Consider the following 17952-nt stretch of genomic DNA (forward strand, 5'->3'; position numbering starts at 1 on the left):
CGTGGGAGGTGGCACCTTCCGTTCCTGGCGGTGAAGAATTGGTACTGGGGGGCGAACTCGGTGTACCGGATGCGCAGGCTGCTTCAAGAGCTTTGGCACAGTCGATCAGATAGCGCATTTTGGCCCGGTGTTGGCGCTGATACGATTTTGACCTAGCTGCTGACTTCGGCTGCCCCATACTTAGCTTATGAATTTTCGCGCAAGGTCATCGTTTGCTGACCCTCCAGGTGGGTCAACGAATTCCGGCAACCTGGGTCAACATCGTATCAGCGTGAACAAGCTAGCTCATTCAGACGCCTTGGCACTGGTCAGATTTTACTTCCCAGGCCGCGCCTATTGCCTGGTCGCTGACTGGACAGTGGTTGATATAGTGGTCTCCCCCCGTCAGTTAAAGGCCGTTGCTAAAAGAGGAGTCACTCCTACTTTGGTCAACGCTTTATGTGTTATCCACGATAGCAAAGGACGTTTCCCTCGCGGTCATTGGGTAAGAACCTCATTGGGTGTTTCATTCACCCATGATTGCCTGTTCGAGACTAAAAACACCGTTTATGTGTTGATGGGACCCGGTCGAAGGGTACGAACAGACCTGGACGTCGCGCAGAGCCTGTACTGAAGATCCACTGGTGCGCAATGTCATCGACGTTCCGCGGTGTAAGTTTCGTCCGTCTCAGCCATCCCTATATTTTTCCGGTGCTTACCAAGACATGGCGCTGGACAGCAACCGTGTCGAACAGTACATGCATGTAGGCAGTACTTAGGTTTGCCCTTGCGCATGATCGTGGTCATGTTGTGTGCGGGATTAACCATCCTTGAGCAACCAGGCTAGGCGATGTTCACTAGCAGTCCCACAATTCTAATGGGATGGCTTGGTCATAGTGAATCGCAGAGGGGGATATCAAACACTCAATCGATTGATAGAAATCACTGTGTGGGGCATACCATGCCACGACAAGAAACGGCAGACTTCATTCCGTGCTTGACCCTGTAGTAGGTACAGGCTGTTGAATGGTGGAATTATCCTCTGCGGTAGAAACACCATGAACCAGGAAAACAAGCTCAAGCCGGTCCTCCGTCTTCACGTACAGAAGAAAGAAGAGTGTTGCGGATCTGACCATCAGCATGGGTCTGTTGAGGCTGCTGAACCTAGACATCATAAAGAACATGGTCACGACCACGACCACGACCACGACCACAAGCATGAGCATGAGCATGCCCACGATCATGCCGATGCGTGTTGTGCTCATGGCACGCAAGCTACCGAAGGTGTTGCGATTATCAAGAGTAGTCCCGCTCCGGAAGGGACCAACAGGGTTCGATACCGCATCGACAAAATGGATTGCCCCACAGAGGAGCGCCTGATCCGTAACCGGCTGGAACCCATGTCCGGAATTGTCCGACTCGACTTCAATCTCTTGAATCGTGAGTTGACCGTGCACCACCGCTTAGATGATCCGCAGTCAATCGTCACCGCATTAGTCGCGTTGGACATGGGGCCGAGCTTGCTTGAGGCCGGTGCCGCGCCATCGGCGGTTCCCCCTGCCCTGAGCGCAAAATTGAAAGGATTACTGGCCATTAGCGGCCTGGCTGCTATCGCCGCTGAGGTCATTGCGTGGACAACTGGGCAGGAAGGCTCCTGGCCGGTGATGGTGCTTGCCGCTCTGTCCATTCTTAGCGCTGGCCTGCCTACCCTCAAAAAGGGTTGGATTGCGATTAAGAACTTCACGCTGAACATCTATTTTCTGATGTCGCTGGCTGTCGTCGGTGCTCTCGTCATAGGTAAATGGCCTGAAGCGGCGATGGTGGTTTTTCTCTTCGCTATTGCTGAGGCTATCGAAGCACTTTCTCTGGAGCGCGCGCGTAACGCGATCAAGTCGCTAACTGCGTTAGCGCCAGAAACCGCTGAAGTCATGATTGATGGCGGTTGGAAAGACCAGCCGGTGGCAAGTGTGTTACTCGGTAGTCGTATTCGGGTTCGCACAGGTTCACGAGTACCCTTGGATGCTAGCGTCGAGTCTGGTCGTGCGGCCCTTGATCAGGCTCCAATTACCGGCGAAAGCCTGCCGGTTGATAAGCAGGTCGGCGATCCTCTTTACGCAGGCAGTATCGTTACTGATGGTGTGGTTGAAGCGACTGTGACGGCTGTAGCAGGAGAAAGCACTCTTGCTCGTATCGCGTCGGCGATACAAGACGCGCAATCTCAGCGAGCACCTACTCAGCGCTTTGTGGATCAGTTTGCACGCTATTACACCCCGGCTGTAGTGGTACTTGCCCTCTTGGTTGCTGTATTGGGCCCTGTTCTGATCGGTGGGACCTGGGGCAATTGGCTCTATCAGGCGCTGGTCTTATTGGTCATTGCTTGCCCTTGTGCCTTGGTGGTTTCAACGCCAATTACCATCGTCAGTGGTCTGGCTGCGGCTGCCAAACATGGCATCTTGATTAAAGGCGGCGCATACCTTGAAAGTGGCCGACTTCTGAAGGTTGTCGCACTCGATAAGACCGGCACCTTGACCCAAGGCAAACCAATACTGACTGATACCGAGCCGTTTGGTGATCTGCCCATCGGGATGGCCTTGAAGATTGCTGCGAGTCTCGATGACCACAGCACACACCCAGTGGCAAAGGCCCTGGTCAGCGGATGGAAACTACAGCAGCCAGACGCCTCGACCCTGCCGGTCGAGGACTTCGGTGTACTCAACGGGCGTGGCGTCAAAGGCACTATTGACGGTCAATCATGGCACTTGGGTAACCACCGCTTGGTAGAGGAGCTGGGTGTATGTTCGCCAGCGCTTGAGGCCCGATTGTCGTTGCTGGAAAACGCAGGAAAAACAGTAATCGTGCTCTGCGCCACCAGCGGCCCAGTGGCGATTTTTGCTGTGGCGGACACAATAAGACCTGAAAGTATTGCAGCCGTAACTGCTCTGAAAGCGTTGAATGTCGTACCGGTGATGCTCACGGGTGACAACCCTGCAACAGCCAAATCAATTGCCGCGCAGCTCGGCATTCAGGATGCGCGCGGAAACCTGATGCCGGAGGATAAACAAGCCGCCGTCGCTGAACTCAAACGCCGTTTTGGTTCTGTTGGCATGGTGGGTGACGGCGTAAATGATGCTCCAGCATTGGCACAAGCCGATATTGGTTTTGCAATGGGGGCCGCAGGGACTGCCACAGCGCTTGAAACGGCTGATGTAGCCATCATGGATGACGACCCGCGCAAGATTGCTGATTTTATTAGCCTGAGTCGTCGATGTGCCACTGTTTTGAAGCAAAACATCGGACTGGCGCTGGGCATCAAAGTTGTTTTTTTGACGCTTGCATTGTCTGGCCACGCTACGTTGTGGATGGCTGTTTTCGCCGATATGGGGGCGAGCTTGCTCGTCGTATTTAACGGCCTGCGGTTATTGCGTCGGTGATACGAAAGCTGCGACCTCTTCTTCAACTATATGTCCGCACAAGGAAATCAAATCATGCAATGTCCAATCTGCAAAGATACTGCCCTCGTAATGACTGAGCGCCAAAGCATCGAAATTGACTATTGTCCTCAATGCCGTGGTGTTTGGCTCGACCGAGGTGAACTCGACAAGATCATCGAACGCAGCCAACAACAGGAGGCCGTCAGGTTTCTTCCACAGAACGCAATTCCACCGGCGCAATATGCTCCTCCAGCAGCACAGCCTGATCACAGCCAGCATGGAAGTGGCCAAGGCCACGGTGATCAGCAAGGACACCATGGTGGCGGTTGGAGAGACGGTGGTCATAAGAGCAGCCATAAGAGCGGCCATCAAAGTCAGGGTGGCCATCAGGGGCAACAGTCGTACCGTAAAAAATCGTTTTTGCAGGAGCTATTTGATTAAGGGTGAGATATCGCGATTTGATTGAGATTTACCTCAAACCACTATCAACCCTGAAGTGGAATATCGCTTAAGGGAACGGTTTGGGGTAGTCTCAGGTCCTTATGTTCTGCAACCGACTGTAGCAACGTAATACCAGGATGGGTGGGGTTTTCCCGAGTCACTATTAGGAGAATAAGATTATGGGATCTGGACACAGTCACGGCCAGGTGCGCGCAGGCCATGAGAAGATGTTGTGGATCGCTCTCGCCCTAACGACGAGCTTTATGGTGGCGGAGGTCATCGGGGCCTTTGTCACCGGCAGTCTGGCCTTACTATCCGACGCGGCTCACATGTTGACGGATGTGGCTGCTTTAGCGATATCCTTGGTTGCTATTCATATAGCCAAGCGCTCTGCGGATAAAAAACGGACCTTTGGTTACGCAAGATTCGAAATACTTGCAGCCACATTCAATGCGGTTTTGTTATTTTTAGTCGCAATATATATCGTGTATGAAGCGTATCTGCGACTTAAGGCCCCTGCAGAAATTCAGTCGACTGGCATGTTGGTTATCGCGGTGATCGGGCTCATCGTCAACCTCATTTCAATGCGTCTGCTAAGTGCTGCCAGTGGTGAAAGCCTCAATGTTAAAGGTGCCTATTTAGAGGTTTGGAGTGACATGGTGGGGTCTATTGGCGTCATTATCGCCGCCCTGTTGATCCGCTTTACTGGTTGGAACTGGGTAGATTCCCTTGTCGCTGCCGGTATTGGGTTTTGGGTGCTGCCCAGAACGTGGTCATTACTTAAGGAAAGCTTGAACATATTGCTTCAAGGAGTTCCAGGCGGCATCGATATACAGGAGGTGGAGGCGAGGCTTTATGGGATTGATGGCGTCAAAAATGTGCACGACTTGCATGTTTGGGCTTTGACCAGTGGAAAAAGTGTAATGAGCGTCCATCTGGTCGCTGACTCCACTTCCCGTAGTGAGCAAGATATTTTGTCCGAAGTAACCTCACTTATGAGTGGGGAGTTTCAGATCAGTCATACGACTGTTCAAATGGAAGGTTCGGACTTTCATAGCAAACTAGCTGACGACCATGAGGGTATGGCCCACTAACTGAGTTGCATTTATTTTAACCGGACGCAAGTTTTTACATCGCTGATACCGATCAATAGGGTTGATTAAAATGATCAGAAATATTTTAAGTTGTTCTGGGCTGGCAATGCTTTTGGCTTTTGTAGCACAGCCGGCTTTTTCAACACCTGCTAATCCAGAAAAGGTATTCGGGTGGATTGAAGAAGGAATACTTTTACCGGAAAATATTGCCGTGAAAGTAAAATTAGATACAGGGGCTCTTACCTCTTCGATGGATGCGAAAGACTTGGAACGATTCCGAAAAAATGGAGAGGAATGGGTTCGTTTCAACGTTAAAGTCAAAGATACCAAAACTAAGAAGGTGAGTAACGCACTCTTCGAGCGACGCGTCGAAAGAAATGTAAAGGTTAGAGGCGCCGGCGGCGCTGAACATCGTCCTGTAGTCATGATGACGATGTGCATAGGTGATAAAATTTATGAGGAAGAGTTTTCACTGAAGGACCGAGGCGACATGAATTATCCCGTCTTGCTTGGTCGCCGAACTTTGGGGGCGTTGGGGGCGGTCGATGTCTCGCGCACCTTCACTGACGAACCCAACTGTAATTAGAACTAACATCCTACGTGCAGGGTGATTGTACTAAGGAAATAGCTCGGCAGAAGTTTACAGCTTTTTTGACGTTTAGGATGGTCGACTAAATAGTCTTATAAAAAGATGCTCAACAAGATATTAGTTTTTAGGAAGAGTTAGAGGCGGCGCCATGCAAAGACCAATAATCATATTTGCATGGCTTTGAATGAAGAAGTAATCCTATGGGGTGATTGCTGAGTTTAGATTTTTCTCGCAGCCCCATCTTATTTGGGTGTTTTCACTGATTGACGCTCAAATGTTTGCACGAGCTTTAATGATGTTGACACTTTGGGCTGACAGGTGCTGAACAGATCAAGCTCTGGGCGATACGCTGTAGTTTGAATACCCATCAATCCCAATATAGAATGGAATAAGTTGTCATGGGACAGTGATACGCCACGCTGTTCCTTCAGGCATTGGGGGTCGAGGGTTTGACGCGACTGCATGTCTTTGGAGATCCAGAGTACCATTGGGATACTAGTCTGCTCGCTGGGAGCCATGGCATAAGGAAGTCCGTGCAAGTAAAGCCCATTCTCGCCGAGAGACTCACCGTGATCAGAGACATAAAGCATCGCCGTATCAAAACGCTCAGCGTTGCGCTTTAGCAGGTCGATCGTTTGCCCTAGTACATAGTCCGTATAACTGAGACTGTTATCATAGGCATTGACAATGCTTTCGCGCGTACAACGTTCAAGTTGGTTATTATCGCAAACCGGACCGAATCGTTCGAACGCTGGAGGATAGCGCTTGGAATAGGATGGTCCGTGACTGCCTTTCATGTGTAGTACTACGATTGAATCCCGGTGTTGTTGATCTAGGTAGGCTTGTAGATCTTGCAACAAGATTTCGTCATAACATTCGTCAGCTTTACATAAGCTCTGCGCTTTCTGATTTTTAAATTTTTCATTGGGTACGCGGTCGCAAATACCTTTGCAACCTGAGTTATTGTCTCTCCAAAGGACCGATACGCCGGCCCGCTGCAACACGTCTAATAGTCCTTCTCTACGCAAGGCCATACCGTCTTTGTAACCCTCTTTACCCACGTCCAGAAACATGCAGGGTAAGGAAACGGCCGTAGCTGTCCCACATGAACTGACATGGGTAAAACTTAAGACACCACGACTGGCCAATTCCGGATTGGTATCCCGGGTATAGCCATTGAGGGAGAAGTTTGCGGACCTGGCGGTTTCACCCACCATCAGTACCGTTAGCCGTGGTTTGCGCACACCGGCACTAGCTTCTTCACGGCGAGCATCAGCACCAATTATTTTTATTTCGGCGGGAACTGTTAGTTGGCGACGTGTATACCCATGGATTGCCGAAACGACATTCGAAGGAACCAACATCAATCTGAGTTCGCGATGGTTACGTATCAGCGATGCATAGGATTGATAAAGCGTAAATACGATGATCGCCAAGCAGGTGAGCGCTACTGCTACTCCCGTCAATCGATGAGCAAGTGCGCGGGACCACGATCGTTGAATCAAATGGACTCGGGTGATAATCATCACCGGCATAACACCAAAGCCCAACATCCACAGTAGTAGATCCCAGTTCAGCAACTCCTTGGCTTCAGAACTGTCGGTCTGCATCACATTCGTTAGCATGCTGTAATCAACTACCATGCCATAGCTATTCATAAAGTAACTCGTTACTGCCGCAACCAGCAGCACGACAGCTAGCACAGGCTTCATCAATCGTCCCCATGCCATTACGCTGAGCAATACGTATAGCCAAATCAACACGAACCAAGGCAGGCTAAGCACAAATAGGGTGTTGCCATCTTGTAGGCCCCCCACGCCTTGCCAGACAGCACGCCAAAATGGCCAGTTACTAAACAATAGAAGCCAGGTCGAAACTGCAAGAATTAACTGATTGCTACCGAGTGTGATTTCCCAACTGCGAATTTGTGCTTTGTTATTCATGGCTACTCCGGAATATCTCGACGTATCCAGGCGCGAACTGCTACCGGAGTGTCACTACGTATTAGGTAAAAAAAAATCGCCAATGGCGCGGTGCAGCTCGTGGATGCACCAGTGACCCTGAACGTTCTCGTCAGCTAGTTGGCGATCTGCGACTAGCAAAACCGCCAGACACCCCACGCTTATAAAAATCTTCTTCATGAGGTAGGACTCCAAGTAAGTGACGTGGTTGTAGATCCGCTCGATTCGTCATTGAACGTCAGAAGTTGTGCTGAAGTGAGGTCTTGGGTTCGGGGGCGGGGAAGGCCCAGAACATCCGGTAAGTTGAGCTTGGCTATTTCAAAGCAATTAGTGTTGGCGTCCTCAGCGCTTCGTGCGGCGGGAAGGATCACTTGACTGAAGGACTTCGTTTCTCTGTTGGCCTTCGATCGCTTGTCTACAGCCTGGCGGATTTCGAGCCGCAGGCGCAGCTCGGCGACGTTGTGCAGATCACTAGACTGGTACGTGCCGTTGGCCTCCGACGAAATGCTTCTTTGTTTGCGGCCAAAGTACAAAATCGGCGTAGAAGTGCCCGCCTGGTTCAGCCGTTTCCGGATGCTAGCTATCCTCGTTCCGCCAGTCAGTGCTAACTCTGAGCTGAAATCAGACCTTGCTGTCCAGTCATGACGTCGTAAAAGACTTCGATCATCGAGGCGCAAGTCATTGCGGCGGTGTTTAAGCTCCAGCGTCGCTACGCCTTGACTCTTAGACGCGACCTCAATCCGTACGTGACTTTTGCCGCACACTTTCGGCGTCCGGCGGAGGTTTACGTTAGTGGTGTTCGAATTTTCGCGGAAGGCTTGGGCATCGATTATTAGTACTGGATTGGGGATCAAATCACTCTGTTGGTGCCCCGCTTGGGCAGTTTGGATTTCCCGCTGGGCATCAGCGACGCTTGGGCAATTGGTCAATGCTGCTTTCAATGCCGAATCGCGGGTGTTGGTCCTATCCTCGGCGAGAGATGCCGTCATCAAAGACGAAACGCGAGACAGTGGGCCTGCCGCCCACAACATTTTTCTAATGCGAGATGGCATTACGAGATTTACGCCCCCAAAGTGCGCAGCTTCTTTGTTCACTTGTAAGTATTTGACGGTCTAAAAGACTGAGAGCATCAATTTCAGGCGGCTGAAATCGATCAAAAGTCGACACGCCCGCAGGATTCTATGACGCGTAGATTTTTTTCAGGCTCAATGTACTGATGAACAGTTATCAAAATGGTGACTGAAGAATTACAAATTTGTTATAAGTTCCTCTGTCGTAGACAATTAGTCTAAGATCTACTTAGTGTCGAAGTTTGTATGTTTTACGTCGATAACGTAATGGAGTCTCGGCGGCGCTTAATAGCTCCTTGCTGACTAAAACCGTACAACGGAAATATGCTGAACTGGGGCGGCTAATAAAGTTGTTTGTGCGCGTGTGAGATTGTTTATAATGTAGTGTCGAGAATTCATGAAAAGTGCGTATTTTGATAATAGAAGATGAGCCGAAAACTGCCCATTATTTACACCAGGGGCTGACCGAAAGCGGATTTGTCGTTGATTGCGTCGCCAGCGGAATCGATGGCTTACGCTTGGTCTGCCAACAGACTTATGATCTTGTAGTGCTTGACGCAAACCTACCGCAAGGTGACGATTGGGGGCTACTCGTAAGTATTCGTAAGGTCATTATTATGCCCATCATGATACTTACCGTTAAAGGTGGTCTGGAGGACAAAATCAAAGGTTTCGACCTAGGCGCCGACGATTACATGGTCAAACCAATTGAGTTTCCCGAACTGCTGGCCCGAGTACGCAGTCTCATGCGGCGCACTGAATTGTCGGCATTGCCCGACGTGTTGTGTGTTGGCGACCTGGAACTCGATCTGGGTAGACACCGGACCTTTCGCGCCAAGCAGCGGATTGAGCTGACCACCAAGGAGTTCACCCTGCTACACTTCTTGATGCGACAGGCTGGTACGGCACTGTCGCGCACACAAATCATGTCCTCTGTCTGGGGGCTGAATGCTGATTGCGACACCAATGTTGTTGAAGTAGCAATGAGAAGGCTTCGGGCCAAGATTGATGATCCTTTCAACAACAAGCTGATCCATACCTTGCGCGGTGTTGGATATGTTCTCGAAACGCGTGATAAATGAGCCCTCTTAATTCTTTTAATTTTGAGGTTGTGTGAGATAGTCGACATTGAATTTAAATTCAGAATGCACAAATACTTACCCTAAAAGTCAGTTTTATTAGATTCCAAACCGTCTCCGGGGTGGGGCGGTACTGCGCATGGCTGATCTTGATACTTTTCCTGGCTCTGAAGGCTAACGGCTGGAAAATACAAATAAGTAATTTTTCTGAAATGATCCAGAAAAGTTTATCGAGTTAAACTTACGTAAGTTTAACGGCTTTGTAACTGCTTTAAAGAAACTCTGCTATGAGCCTGTCAAAATTAAGTACTGTTTCACTGACGCTGTCATTGTCTTCGATAACATTTGCTGAAAGCCGTGGTGATCGCAACGTTGGGGACGCCATGGAAGCAAATCAGAAATCAATGGCCGCCTACGCTGCCCAAAAAGGCAAGACAGTTCCGGACGTTCAGAAATATCGTGATGGAATGAAGCTTGATATCGCAAAAGTGGTGAGTACGGCCCCGCCAATTCGCTCTTGCAACGTTGTACCTTTTCGAATGACCTATGAAGACTCAGCTGGAAAGCTCCCACGTTATTGAATACTAAATTGTGGGTGTGTGTCGTAACACGCGCGAATGAACGGCTGATGTGATAGGGCTGTTTTTTCTATGGTTGGTGTCATCATCTGGTTTGTCCATGGATGTTTGGAAAACCTAGCTTGAAGGTCGTAATCTTGCCTGGCGAGCTATTAACTTCTGCGACGCCCTGATGCAAACTCATGATTGATTTCACAATGGCCAAACCAAGCCCGGTACTTCCTTCAGCGCGCGAATGATGAGTGTCAACTCGATAAAAGCGATCGAATAAGTGCGGTAGGTGTTGAGGTTCAATACCTGCGCCTGGGTTGGCTACAAGCAGCGAGACTTCTGTGGCATGGACTTCGATGGTGATTGTGATGGCTTGGCCTACCGGGCAATGACGGATTGCGTTGGACATCAGGTTGGAAATTGCCCGCTGAATCATCAACCGATCACCAATGGTCGACCCCCTGCCAGTAACACTCACGCTGATCTGTTTATCTTCCGCCGACAGTGAAAACAGATTGATGACCTTCAAGGCTTCATCCTCCAGCGCAATGGTCTCAAACGGGACCAGTGCAGCGGGATGACTGACCTGCGCCAGGAAAAGCATGTCCGAGACAATCCGGGATACCCGCCCAAGCTCTTCGGTGGAAGACTCCAACACCGCTTTGTACTCCTCGGCCGGCCTCTCTCGGGACAGCGTCACCTGGGCCTTGCCCATCAGGTTGGAAATGGGCGATCGTAGTTCGTGGGCCAAGTCATCGGAGAACTGCGACAACTGCTGAACATCGCTGTCGAGTCGATGCAGCATGAAGTTGATGCCATGGGCCAGTTCGCTGAGCTCCTGCGGCATCTTGACCACCGAGAGTCGATGGCTGAGGTCCTGAGCAGAGATCATGGCGGCCACCTTACGAAACTCCCGCAACGGCGCGAGCCCCCGTTTTACCGCAGCCCAAGCACTGAGGCCGATAAGTAGCAGCAGCAACGGCAAGGCCATGATCGTCGAGCTTAGATATGTGCTGAGCAGCGCTTCATCGTTGGCGCAATCAAGTGACAGCAATACGGCGACATTCGTACCGTTCGGCAAGCGGATCAGTCTGGACGCAGTCAGGAAGTGCCGGCCCTGATCATCAGTGCTTCGGGAATATGACACCTGGTCGGTGGCAGTCCCTGCCGCCTTCAACTCCACCCTGGGGTCCGTCAAGCCAAAGCCTGACTTCAAGAGCGGCGTCCTCATATTTATCAGGTCATAAATGGTAAGGTTCAGGTTGTCATGCCCCATCACCTGATCCAGCAATACGTGCGGTTTAATGTTGATATCGACTGGTTTTTCATACATCGAAAGACTGTGCTCGATTTGCCGCATTTTCTCGCTCAGGTTGTCTTTTGACAGTTTATCTAACTCATGCGATAGCGAGATGAACGCAAGAACCGCCAGAAATAACACCAACAATGCGCCCATGATACTCACCGCCAAACCCAGCCGCATCGACAGGCTTGCCGACTTCATTCCCGGGCCTCCAGTACATAGCCAACGCCGCGCAGGGTATGGATTAGCTTCTTGTCAAAAGGATCATCAATCTTGGCCCTCAGGCGGCGGATTGAAACCTCGACCACATTGGTGTCGCAGTCGAAGTTCATATCCCAGACCAGTGAAATGATCTGGGTGCGGGAAAGCACCTCACCCGACTGGCGCATCAAAAGGTGCAGCAAGGTAAACTCCTTGGTCGTCAGGTCGATGCGCTGCTCGCCCCGGAAGGCCCGATGGCGGCCCTGGTCGAGTTCCAGATCGGCGACTTTCAAGACCTCCGGGACGGAAACGTGTTCGCTGCGACGCATTAAAGTTCGTACCCGGGCCAACAGTTCCGGAAATTCGAATGGCTTGACCAGATAGTCATCGGCACCCAGGTCGAGGCCGCGGATCTTGTCCGCTAGGCGCCCGCGAGCAGTCAGCATCATGACCCGGGTGTTACTGCTTTGGCGCAGTCGCTCCAGCACACCCCAGCCATCAAGTTGTGGTAGATCGACGTCAAGTATTACCAAGTCGTAGGTTTGTTGACGCGCAAGGTGAAGTCCATCCGTACCATTCGCCGCCCGGTCTACTATATAGCCGCTTTCAGTCAAACCCTGATGCAGGTATTCGGCAGTTTTAAGCTCATCCTCAACTACAAGCATTCGCATGGTAGTGCCGCCTATGTAATATGAATTGAATAATAAACTTTCGAAGTTTATTTAAATGCCCGACTAAGAAATGATGTAGAACTATTCGATCATAAAAATCTCAAAACCGCGCATTGCTCAAGTGTTCAGTATCAAGCCTGAAGCTGCTATAGGGTCAACAGGAGAAAGAGCTTTCACGGCAAAAGTGTTTGCGACCATATGTCGCAGGCGTGTTAAAGCGCGGCGCCCTTACATTTATTTCAGTCTGAAGCCAAGCTCCGCTCGGCTGATATCTATAGGTAATCGTTTCGAGGTGTTACGGCGCAGGTAATCAATTTAATGCTTTACGCGTTTTTTTGGAAAGACTGGCAGGATGTACCAAAGGGAGTTGATCTCGCTTTGTTATTTGTAAATATCCCGTCCTATCTATGCTCTATGGATTTACGGAGTCGCGCTCTTAGTTTATTTTCTATTTGTTGTGATTTTAGTTAAAGTTATACTAAAATCACTGCCCTGACTTGTGGGCTTTTAGGTTACTTTGCGCACTATATTTTGGAAATGTAAGTCGAAAGACTGTCGGATGGCCTGGTATACTTTGGACCTCTGCCGTTCCCTGGTGGAGGCTCATGATGGATCGGACAATGGCCAACCCTAATCCAGTACCGCCTTCGGCTCGTGAGCGACTGTTATCCACACGATAGAAACGATCGAAAATATGAAACAAGTGCTGGTGCTCAATTCCTACCCCAGGATTGCTTATTGATAGGGAGACTTTTTCTGTTTGCGTTTCAATCTCTATAGCAATGGACTGCCCTGCTGGGCAGTGACGAATGGCATTTGATAAAAGATTGGAGACAGCCCGCTGAATCATGAGCCGATCACCTAAAACCTTGCCCCATCCGCTAACAGTTATACCAACGCTCTTTTCGTCAGCCGATAGAGAAAAAAGGTCGATGACTTTTAGCGCTTCATCCTCTAGTAAAATACTTTCAAACGGCACGAGTGCGGCCGGATGACTTACTTGGGCCAAGAAAAGCATGTCTGAAACAATTCTGGTGACTCGTCCTAGTTCCTCAGTGCATGACTCTAAAACAGCCTTGTACTCTTTTGCCGGGCGTTCTCGAGAAAGTGTTACCTGAGCTTTCCCCATAAGGTTCGTAATCGGTGACCGCAACTCATGCGCCAAGTCATCAGAAAATTGCGATAGTTGTTGAACCCCGCCGTCAAGACGGTGCAGCATGAAGTTTATGCCGTGAGCAAGCTCACTGAGTTCCTGGGGCATATTGACAACGGAGAGTCGATGACTTAAATCCTGGGCCGACACCATGGCCGCAACTTTACGGAACTCGCGGAGGGGGGATAAACCGCGTTGCACAATCGCCCAGGCGCTGATACCAATCAGAATCAACAGCAGTGGGACCGCTACAATGGTCGAACTCAGATAGGCGCTCAATAGCGTTTCATCACTCGAGCGATCAATAGACAGTAAGACCGATACGAACTCACCATCCTTTAATTTCATGAGTTTAGAGGCGGTGAGGATGTGGGTTCCGGTCTCTTCGGCTGGGGAATAGTACGATAGCTTATTACTGGCGGCTGTTCCGGTTTGATTCGTAGATACGTCAGGTATATCTGCTCCAATACTCAGGAGAGGTTCGCTCATATTGTCATCATCAAAGATGGTCAGGTTAAGATTGTCGTGCCCCAGCACTTGATCTAGTAGCACATGTGGTTTTAAGCTCATGTCACGGGTACTGATATCCATCAGTAGACTGTGCTCAATCTGACTCATCTTCTTTTCTAAGCTGTTCTTTGCGCGCGAATCAAGTTCGTGAGTAAGCGCTAAAAAAGCTAGTATCGCTAAAAGCACTACTAGTACTGCTCCCATAATGCTAACTGTCAACCCCAGTCGCATCGATAGGCTGACCGGCTTCATTTCCTTGCCTCCAGTACATAGCCTACGCCGCGGAGGGTATGAATTAATTTTGTTTCAAATGGATCATCTATTTTGGCTCTTAGTCTTCGTATCGAAACTTCGACTACGTTGGTGTCGCAGTCAAAATTCATATCCCAAACTAAAGAGATAATTTGAGTGCGAGATAACACCTCTCCAGATTGACGCATCAACAGATGGAGCAACGCGAATTCTTTTGTCGTCAAATCTATGCGTTGTTTTCCGCGGAATGCGCGATGTCTACCTTGATCAAGTTCAAGATCAGCAACTTTTAATACCTCTGGAACTGGAATATGTTCGCTGCGACGCATTAACGTGCGTACTCTTGCAAGTAACTCAGGAAATTCAAATGGCTTGACCAGGTAGTCATCGGCTCCCAGATCTAATCCTTTTATCTTGTCTGCCAGACGCCCTCGTGCAGTCAGCATCATTACCCGAGTACTACTAGTCTGCCGAATATTTTCAAGAACGTCCCATCCGTCAATTTCAGGAAGGTTTACGTCTAGTATTACAAGATCATAAGCTTGCTGACGTGCTAGATGGAGTCCATCAGCCCCGGTCGATGCGCAGTCTACAATATAGCCACTTTCGGTCAGGCCTTGATGTAAGTACTCAGCAGTCTTTAGCTCGTCCTCTATCACAAGGATTCGCATAGGATTTCACCCTCTGGTAAATGTATCGGAATTATTTAATATTATAGAACTTGGTTTAAGGGTCTTATTAATCTGTATAAATGTTCGGCTCTGGTTGTATCTTTAATTTGCTTGGTCATATGGTTTAAAGCGTTGCAAGGTCGTCATGTTTCCTTGATCTCCTAAAGTACTAGGTCTGGCTCACCTTTTTTGTTTCAGGTTGTTGCTTGGAGCGAGCACTTTCTGACTTCATCCTAATACATTAATTGAGGTTTTTCCGCTGGATAACGTATTTGTAATTTTTCGGTCACCTTGTTGATAGGTGCGGAGAATTACATTTGCCTCATGGGAAATTCTTTTTGTTTTAAAGGTTTTAAGGAATGATGGAATTACTTCGGTGTAGAAAGTTTATTGCTCACCCAATCACGCATAAAACCATGCTAAGAGCAGGTCTAATTTCAATCCTTGCACTTTTGACTAGTCCTTTGTTTGCGGCGACCGCTCAGATACTCACAATGGATCAGGCGCTTGAAACTGCTTTTGCGAATAACCCTGATCTGGCGGCCGCTCAATGGGAGACTGGTATTGCTCAGGGAGAGCGACAGCAGGCAGGGTTGATCCCTAACCCTGAGGTTTCCTGGGTGGCTGAAGATACTCGGCGAAACTCACGCACTACGACGGTGATGATCAACCAGCCGATCGAGCTTGGCGGTAAGCGCGGGGCTAGGATCGAAGTGGCCAGTCGAGCTCAGGACGCGGCCGGGATTGAATTGGAACGCAAACGCAATGTTCTGCGTGCCGATGTCATTCAGGCGTTTTACAGCTCCTCGACGGCTCAGCAAAGACTGCTGTTATCACGTCAATCACTTGAGCTCGCCGAGCGCGGTTTGCGTGTAGCTCAAGGTCGCATCAAGAGTGGTAAATCCTCACCCGTTGAAGGTACACGCGCAGAGGTTCAGCTATCAGAAGTGCGCCTGGAACTGAGGCGGGCTGAGCGGGATGAGGCCAGTGCCTACCAGCGACTCGCTCAGGTCATGGGCGCGCCTTTGCCTGCATTCGTGTCTGTGGGTGATCCAAGCCGGTCGATGCCAACCGTGCCGGATTCGTCACTGCTGCTTAATCGCATAGGTGAAACTGCGGAGCTACGATTGGCAAAACTGCAAATAGATCAGCGGGAAGCCTCCCTTGGCCTGGAGAAGGCTCAGCGAATTCCGGACCTCACCGTGAGTATCGGGAGCCAATACGACGAGCGTGAGCGCGAGCGGGTGAATGTCGTGGGGTTGTCTATGCCCATCCCATTGTTTGACCGTAACCAGGGCAACGTACTGGCCGCCGCCCGCCGTACCGATCAAGCCCGCGACCTTCGCAACGCCAGTGAGTTACGCCTGCGCACAGAAATCCAGACCACTCTGGATCAGTGGATGACGGCTAACACTGAAGTCGCGTCGTTCAATAAAACCATCCTGCCTGCCGCGCAAAGTGCCGTCGACACCGCTACCCGAGGCTTCGAAATGGGCAAGTTTAACTTCCTCGACGTGCTCGATGCTCAGCGCACCTTGATCAGTGCACGCACGCAATACATCCAGGCCATCGCCGAGGCGACAGACGCCTGGGTGCGCATCGAGCGAATTTTCGGTGATGTCGCCCTTCTCACTCGTACCCCTTGAATTTCATATAACGCTTTTTTTACCGCTGCTCAGCATCGCAGTACCACGGTAATTCGTGACTGCCGACTGGGCTGCGAAGGGAGTCTCCATGGATAAAAAACTAATCCTCGTCACTGTACTGACCTTGACGGTGGGTATAGGTATCGGCTCGTTGTGGATGAGCAGCCCATCGGTGCCCTCAGCTGAAGCTCAGGCTCAGGAGGGCAAAGGCCATGACGATCACAGCGATGAAACTACTGGCGGAAAGTCGGCTGAGGGCGAACACGCGGAAGGCGAAGCGGAAGAGGGCCACTTGACACTGAGCGAAGAGCAGATCAGCTCAGCCGGTATCCAGTTGGTCGAAGCCAAGGCGCAGAGCATTAGCCTTTCATTGCCCTTCCCTGGAGAAATCCGTTTTGATGAAGACCGCACTGCGCATGTGGTACCCCGCGTACCCGGTGTCGTTGAATCGGTCCATGTCAATCTTGGTCAGCCGGTGAAAAAAGGCCAGTTGCTGGCCGTGATCGCCAGCCAACAAATTTCTGATCAACGTAGTGAACAAGCCGCGGCGCAACGTCGTCTTGAGTTAGCCCGCACTACCTACGAGCGTGAGCGACAGTTATGGCAGGACAAAATCTCTGCCGAACAGGATTTCTTGCAAGCCCGCCAGGCTTTGCAAGAAGCCGAAATCGCCCTCAGCAATGCTCGACAAAAAATTAGCGTACTCAGTGGCAGCTCGGTGGCCAGCGGGGGTAACCGATATGAATTGCGTGCGCCGTTCGACGGCGTAGTGGTTGAGAAACACTTGGGCCTCGGTGAGGTTGTCAGCGAAACCACTAATGCCTTCACCCTTTCCGACTTGTCGCGTGTATGGGTGACCTTTGGTGTCTCGCCAAAGGATTTGAACAAGGTACTGGTGGGCAAGTCGGTCACGGTCAGTGCGCCGGAACTGAATGCCGAAGTCACTGGAACCGTGGCCTATGTCGGCAGTTTGTTGGGTGAGCAAACCCGTACTGCCACGGTCCGCGTGACCTTGGCCAATCCACAAGGTGCATGGCGTCCCGGGCTATTCGTGACTGTGCAGGTTGACACTGATACTCGGCAAACAAAAGTCGCTGTACCCGAAGCGGCTATCCAGACCGTCGAGGACAAGCAAACTGTTTTCGTTCGGACGGACGACGGGTTTAAGGCTCAGCCAGTGGAGACAGGCGGCCGCTCGGCGGGTCTGGTCGAGATCACGGAGGGGCTGGAACCCGGTGTTCGAGTCGCCGCTGCCGGCAGTTTCATTCTGAAATCAGAACTGGGTAAAGCCTCGGCTGAACACGCCCACTGATCCGCCACTTCCACGAGAAG

Annotated in this window: 15 protein-coding genes; 9 read left to right on the top strand and 6 right to left on the bottom strand. The window is 50.5% G+C overall.

Going from position 1 to position 17952, the window contains the following annotated elements:
• Positions 1-187: 187 nt before the first annotated feature.
• From VD17_RS33225 to rloA3, 5 genes are all read left to right on the top strand, one after another.
• A complete protein-coding gene (locus VD17_RS33225) occupies positions 188-613 on the top strand; it encodes a DUF6957 family protein (protein WP_440130588.1) in 426 nt (141 codons plus the stop codon).
• A gap of 424 nt (positions 614-1037) precedes the next feature.
• Complete coding sequence (locus VD17_RS27870; RefSeq protein ID WP_080932085.1) at positions 1038-3410, top strand: heavy metal translocating P-type ATPase; 2373 nt, start codon at positions 1038-1040, stop codon at positions 3408-3410.
• Between the two features lie 90 nt (positions 3411-3500).
• A complete protein-coding gene (locus tag VD17_RS32930) occupies positions 3501-3851 on the top strand; it encodes a zf-TFIIB domain-containing protein (RefSeq protein ID WP_311132814.1) in 351 nt (116 codons plus the stop codon).
• Positions 3852-4030: 179 nt separating this feature from the next.
• Entirely contained in the window at positions 4031-4945 is a 915-nt protein-coding gene (locus VD17_RS27880; RefSeq protein WP_046056633.1) for a cation diffusion facilitator family transporter, read from the top strand.
• A 70-nt stretch (positions 4946-5015) separates the two neighbouring features.
• A complete protein-coding gene (gene rloA3, locus VD17_RS27885) occupies positions 5016-5531 on the top strand; it encodes a retropepsin-like aspartic peptidase RloA3 (RefSeq protein WP_185753237.1) in 516 nt (171 codons plus the stop codon).
• Positions 5532-5776: 245 nt separating this feature from the next.
• Here rloA3 and VD17_RS27890 read toward each other — a convergent pair whose 3' ends face one another.
• Both VD17_RS27890 and VD17_RS27895 read right to left on the bottom strand, forming a co-directional pair.
• Positions 5777-7477, bottom strand: coding sequence for a phosphoethanolamine transferase (locus tag VD17_RS27890; RefSeq protein ID WP_046056635.1), 1701 nt, complete (start codon positions 7475-7477; stop codon positions 5777-5779).
• 194 nt (positions 7478-7671) lie between these two features.
• On the bottom strand, positions 7672-8484 hold the full coding sequence (locus VD17_RS27895) for a hypothetical protein (RefSeq protein ID WP_185753238.1): 813 nt from the start codon (positions 8482-8484) through the stop codon (positions 7672-7674).
• 485 nt (positions 8485-8969) lie between these two features.
• On the opposite strand from VD17_RS27895, the gene VD17_RS27900 reads away from it, so the two are divergent.
• Together VD17_RS27900 and VD17_RS31950 are read left to right on the top strand one after the other, a co-directional pair.
• Entirely contained in the window at positions 8970-9647 is a 678-nt protein-coding gene (locus VD17_RS27900; RefSeq protein ID WP_046056637.1) for a heavy metal response regulator transcription factor, read from the top strand.
• A gap of 284 nt (positions 9648-9931) precedes the next feature.
• A complete protein-coding gene (locus tag VD17_RS31950) occupies positions 9932-10225 on the top strand; it encodes a DUF2790 domain-containing protein (protein ID WP_440130589.1) in 294 nt (97 codons plus the stop codon).
• 82 nt (positions 10226-10307) lie between these two features.
• Here the strand turns inward: VD17_RS31950 and VD17_RS27905 are convergent, their stop codons facing one another.
• The 4 genes from VD17_RS27905 to VD17_RS31955 form a co-directional block, all read right to left on the bottom strand.
• Entirely contained in the window at positions 10308-11717 is a 1410-nt protein-coding gene (locus VD17_RS27905) for a heavy metal sensor histidine kinase (protein WP_046056638.1), read from the bottom strand.
• Entirely contained in the window at positions 11714-12388 is a 675-nt protein-coding gene (locus tag VD17_RS27910; protein WP_046056639.1) for a heavy metal response regulator transcription factor, read from the bottom strand. Before VD17_RS27910 ends, VD17_RS27905 begins: the two co-directional genes overlap by 4 nt.
• Before the next feature lie 484 nt (positions 12389-12872).
• Positions 12873-14303, bottom strand: a complete 1431-nt coding sequence (locus VD17_RS27915; RefSeq protein WP_046056640.1) for a heavy metal sensor histidine kinase — start codon at positions 14301-14303, stop codon at positions 12873-12875.
• Positions 14300-14974, bottom strand: a complete 675-nt coding sequence (locus tag VD17_RS31955; protein ID WP_045061360.1) for a heavy metal response regulator transcription factor — start codon at positions 14972-14974, stop codon at positions 14300-14302. Before VD17_RS31955 ends, VD17_RS27915 begins: the two co-directional genes overlap by 4 nt.
• 359 nt (positions 14975-15333) lie before the next feature.
• Here VD17_RS31955 and VD17_RS27920 point away from each other — a divergent pair, with 359 nt between their 5' ends.
• Together VD17_RS27920 and VD17_RS27925 are read left to right on the top strand one after the other, a co-directional pair.
• On the top strand, positions 15334-16620 hold the full coding sequence (locus tag VD17_RS27920) for a TolC family protein (protein ID WP_185753239.1): 1287 nt from the start codon (positions 15334-15336) through the stop codon (positions 16618-16620).
• A gap of 88 nt (positions 16621-16708) precedes the next feature.
• A complete protein-coding gene (locus VD17_RS27925) occupies positions 16709-17932 on the top strand; it encodes an efflux RND transporter periplasmic adaptor subunit (protein WP_046056641.1) in 1224 nt (407 codons plus the stop codon).
• Positions 17933-17952: the final 20 nt, after the last annotated feature.

This window comes from Pseudomonas fluorescens (assembly GCF_000968015.1).
In the GTDB taxonomy this organism is placed as follows: Bacteria; Pseudomonadota; Gammaproteobacteria; order Pseudomonadales; family Pseudomonadaceae; genus Aquipseudomonas; species Aquipseudomonas fluorescens_W.

What these genes read in the sequence shown, in the direction of transcription:
- VD17_RS33225 (WP_440130588.1), top strand. Translation starts at nt 188, where the DNA reads ATGAATTTTCGCGCAAGGTCATCGTTTGCTGACCCTCCAGGTGGGTCA.
- VD17_RS27870 (WP_080932085.1), top strand. Translation starts at nt 1,038, where the DNA reads ATGAACCAGGAAAACAAGCTCAAGCCGGTCCTCCGTCTTCACGTACAG.
- VD17_RS32930 (WP_311132814.1), top strand. Translation starts at nt 3,501, where the DNA reads ATGACTGAGCGCCAAAGCATCGAAATTGACTATTGTCCTCAATGCCGT.
- VD17_RS27880 (WP_046056633.1), top strand. Translation starts at nt 4,031, where the DNA reads ATGGGATCTGGACACAGTCACGGCCAGGTGCGCGCAGGCCATGAGAAG.
- rloA3 (WP_185753237.1), top strand. Translation starts at nt 5,016, where the DNA reads ATGATCAGAAATATTTTAAGTTGTTCTGGGCTGGCAATGCTTTTGGCT.
- VD17_RS27890 (WP_046056635.1), bottom strand. Translation starts at nt 7,477, where the DNA reads ATGAATAACAAAGCACAAATTCGCAGTTGGGAAATCACACTCGGTAGC.
- VD17_RS27895 (WP_185753238.1), bottom strand. Translation starts at nt 8,484, where the DNA reads ATGACGGCATCTCTCGCCGAGGATAGGACCAACACCCGCGATTCGGCA.
- VD17_RS31950 (WP_440130589.1), top strand. Translation starts at nt 9,932, where the DNA reads ATGAGCCTGTCAAAATTAAGTACTGTTTCACTGACGCTGTCATTGTCT.
- VD17_RS27905 (WP_046056638.1), bottom strand. Translation starts at nt 11,717, where the DNA reads ATGAAGTCGGCAAGCCTGTCGATGCGGCTGGGTTTGGCGGTGAGTATC.
- VD17_RS27910 (WP_046056639.1), bottom strand. Translation starts at nt 12,388, where the DNA reads ATGCGAATGCTTGTAGTTGAGGATGAGCTTAAAACTGCCGAATACCTG.
- VD17_RS27915 (WP_046056640.1), bottom strand. Translation starts at nt 14,303, where the DNA reads ATGAAGCCGGTCAGCCTATCGATGCGACTGGGGTTGACAGTTAGCATT.
- VD17_RS31955 (WP_045061360.1), bottom strand. Translation starts at nt 14,974, where the DNA reads ATGCGAATCCTTGTGATAGAGGACGAGCTAAAGACTGCTGAGTACTTA.
- VD17_RS27920 (WP_185753239.1), top strand. Translation starts at nt 15,334, where the DNA reads ATGATGGAATTACTTCGGTGTAGAAAGTTTATTGCTCACCCAATCACG.
- VD17_RS27925 (WP_046056641.1), top strand. Translation starts at nt 16,709, where the DNA reads ATGGATAAAAAACTAATCCTCGTCACTGTACTGACCTTGACGGTGGGT.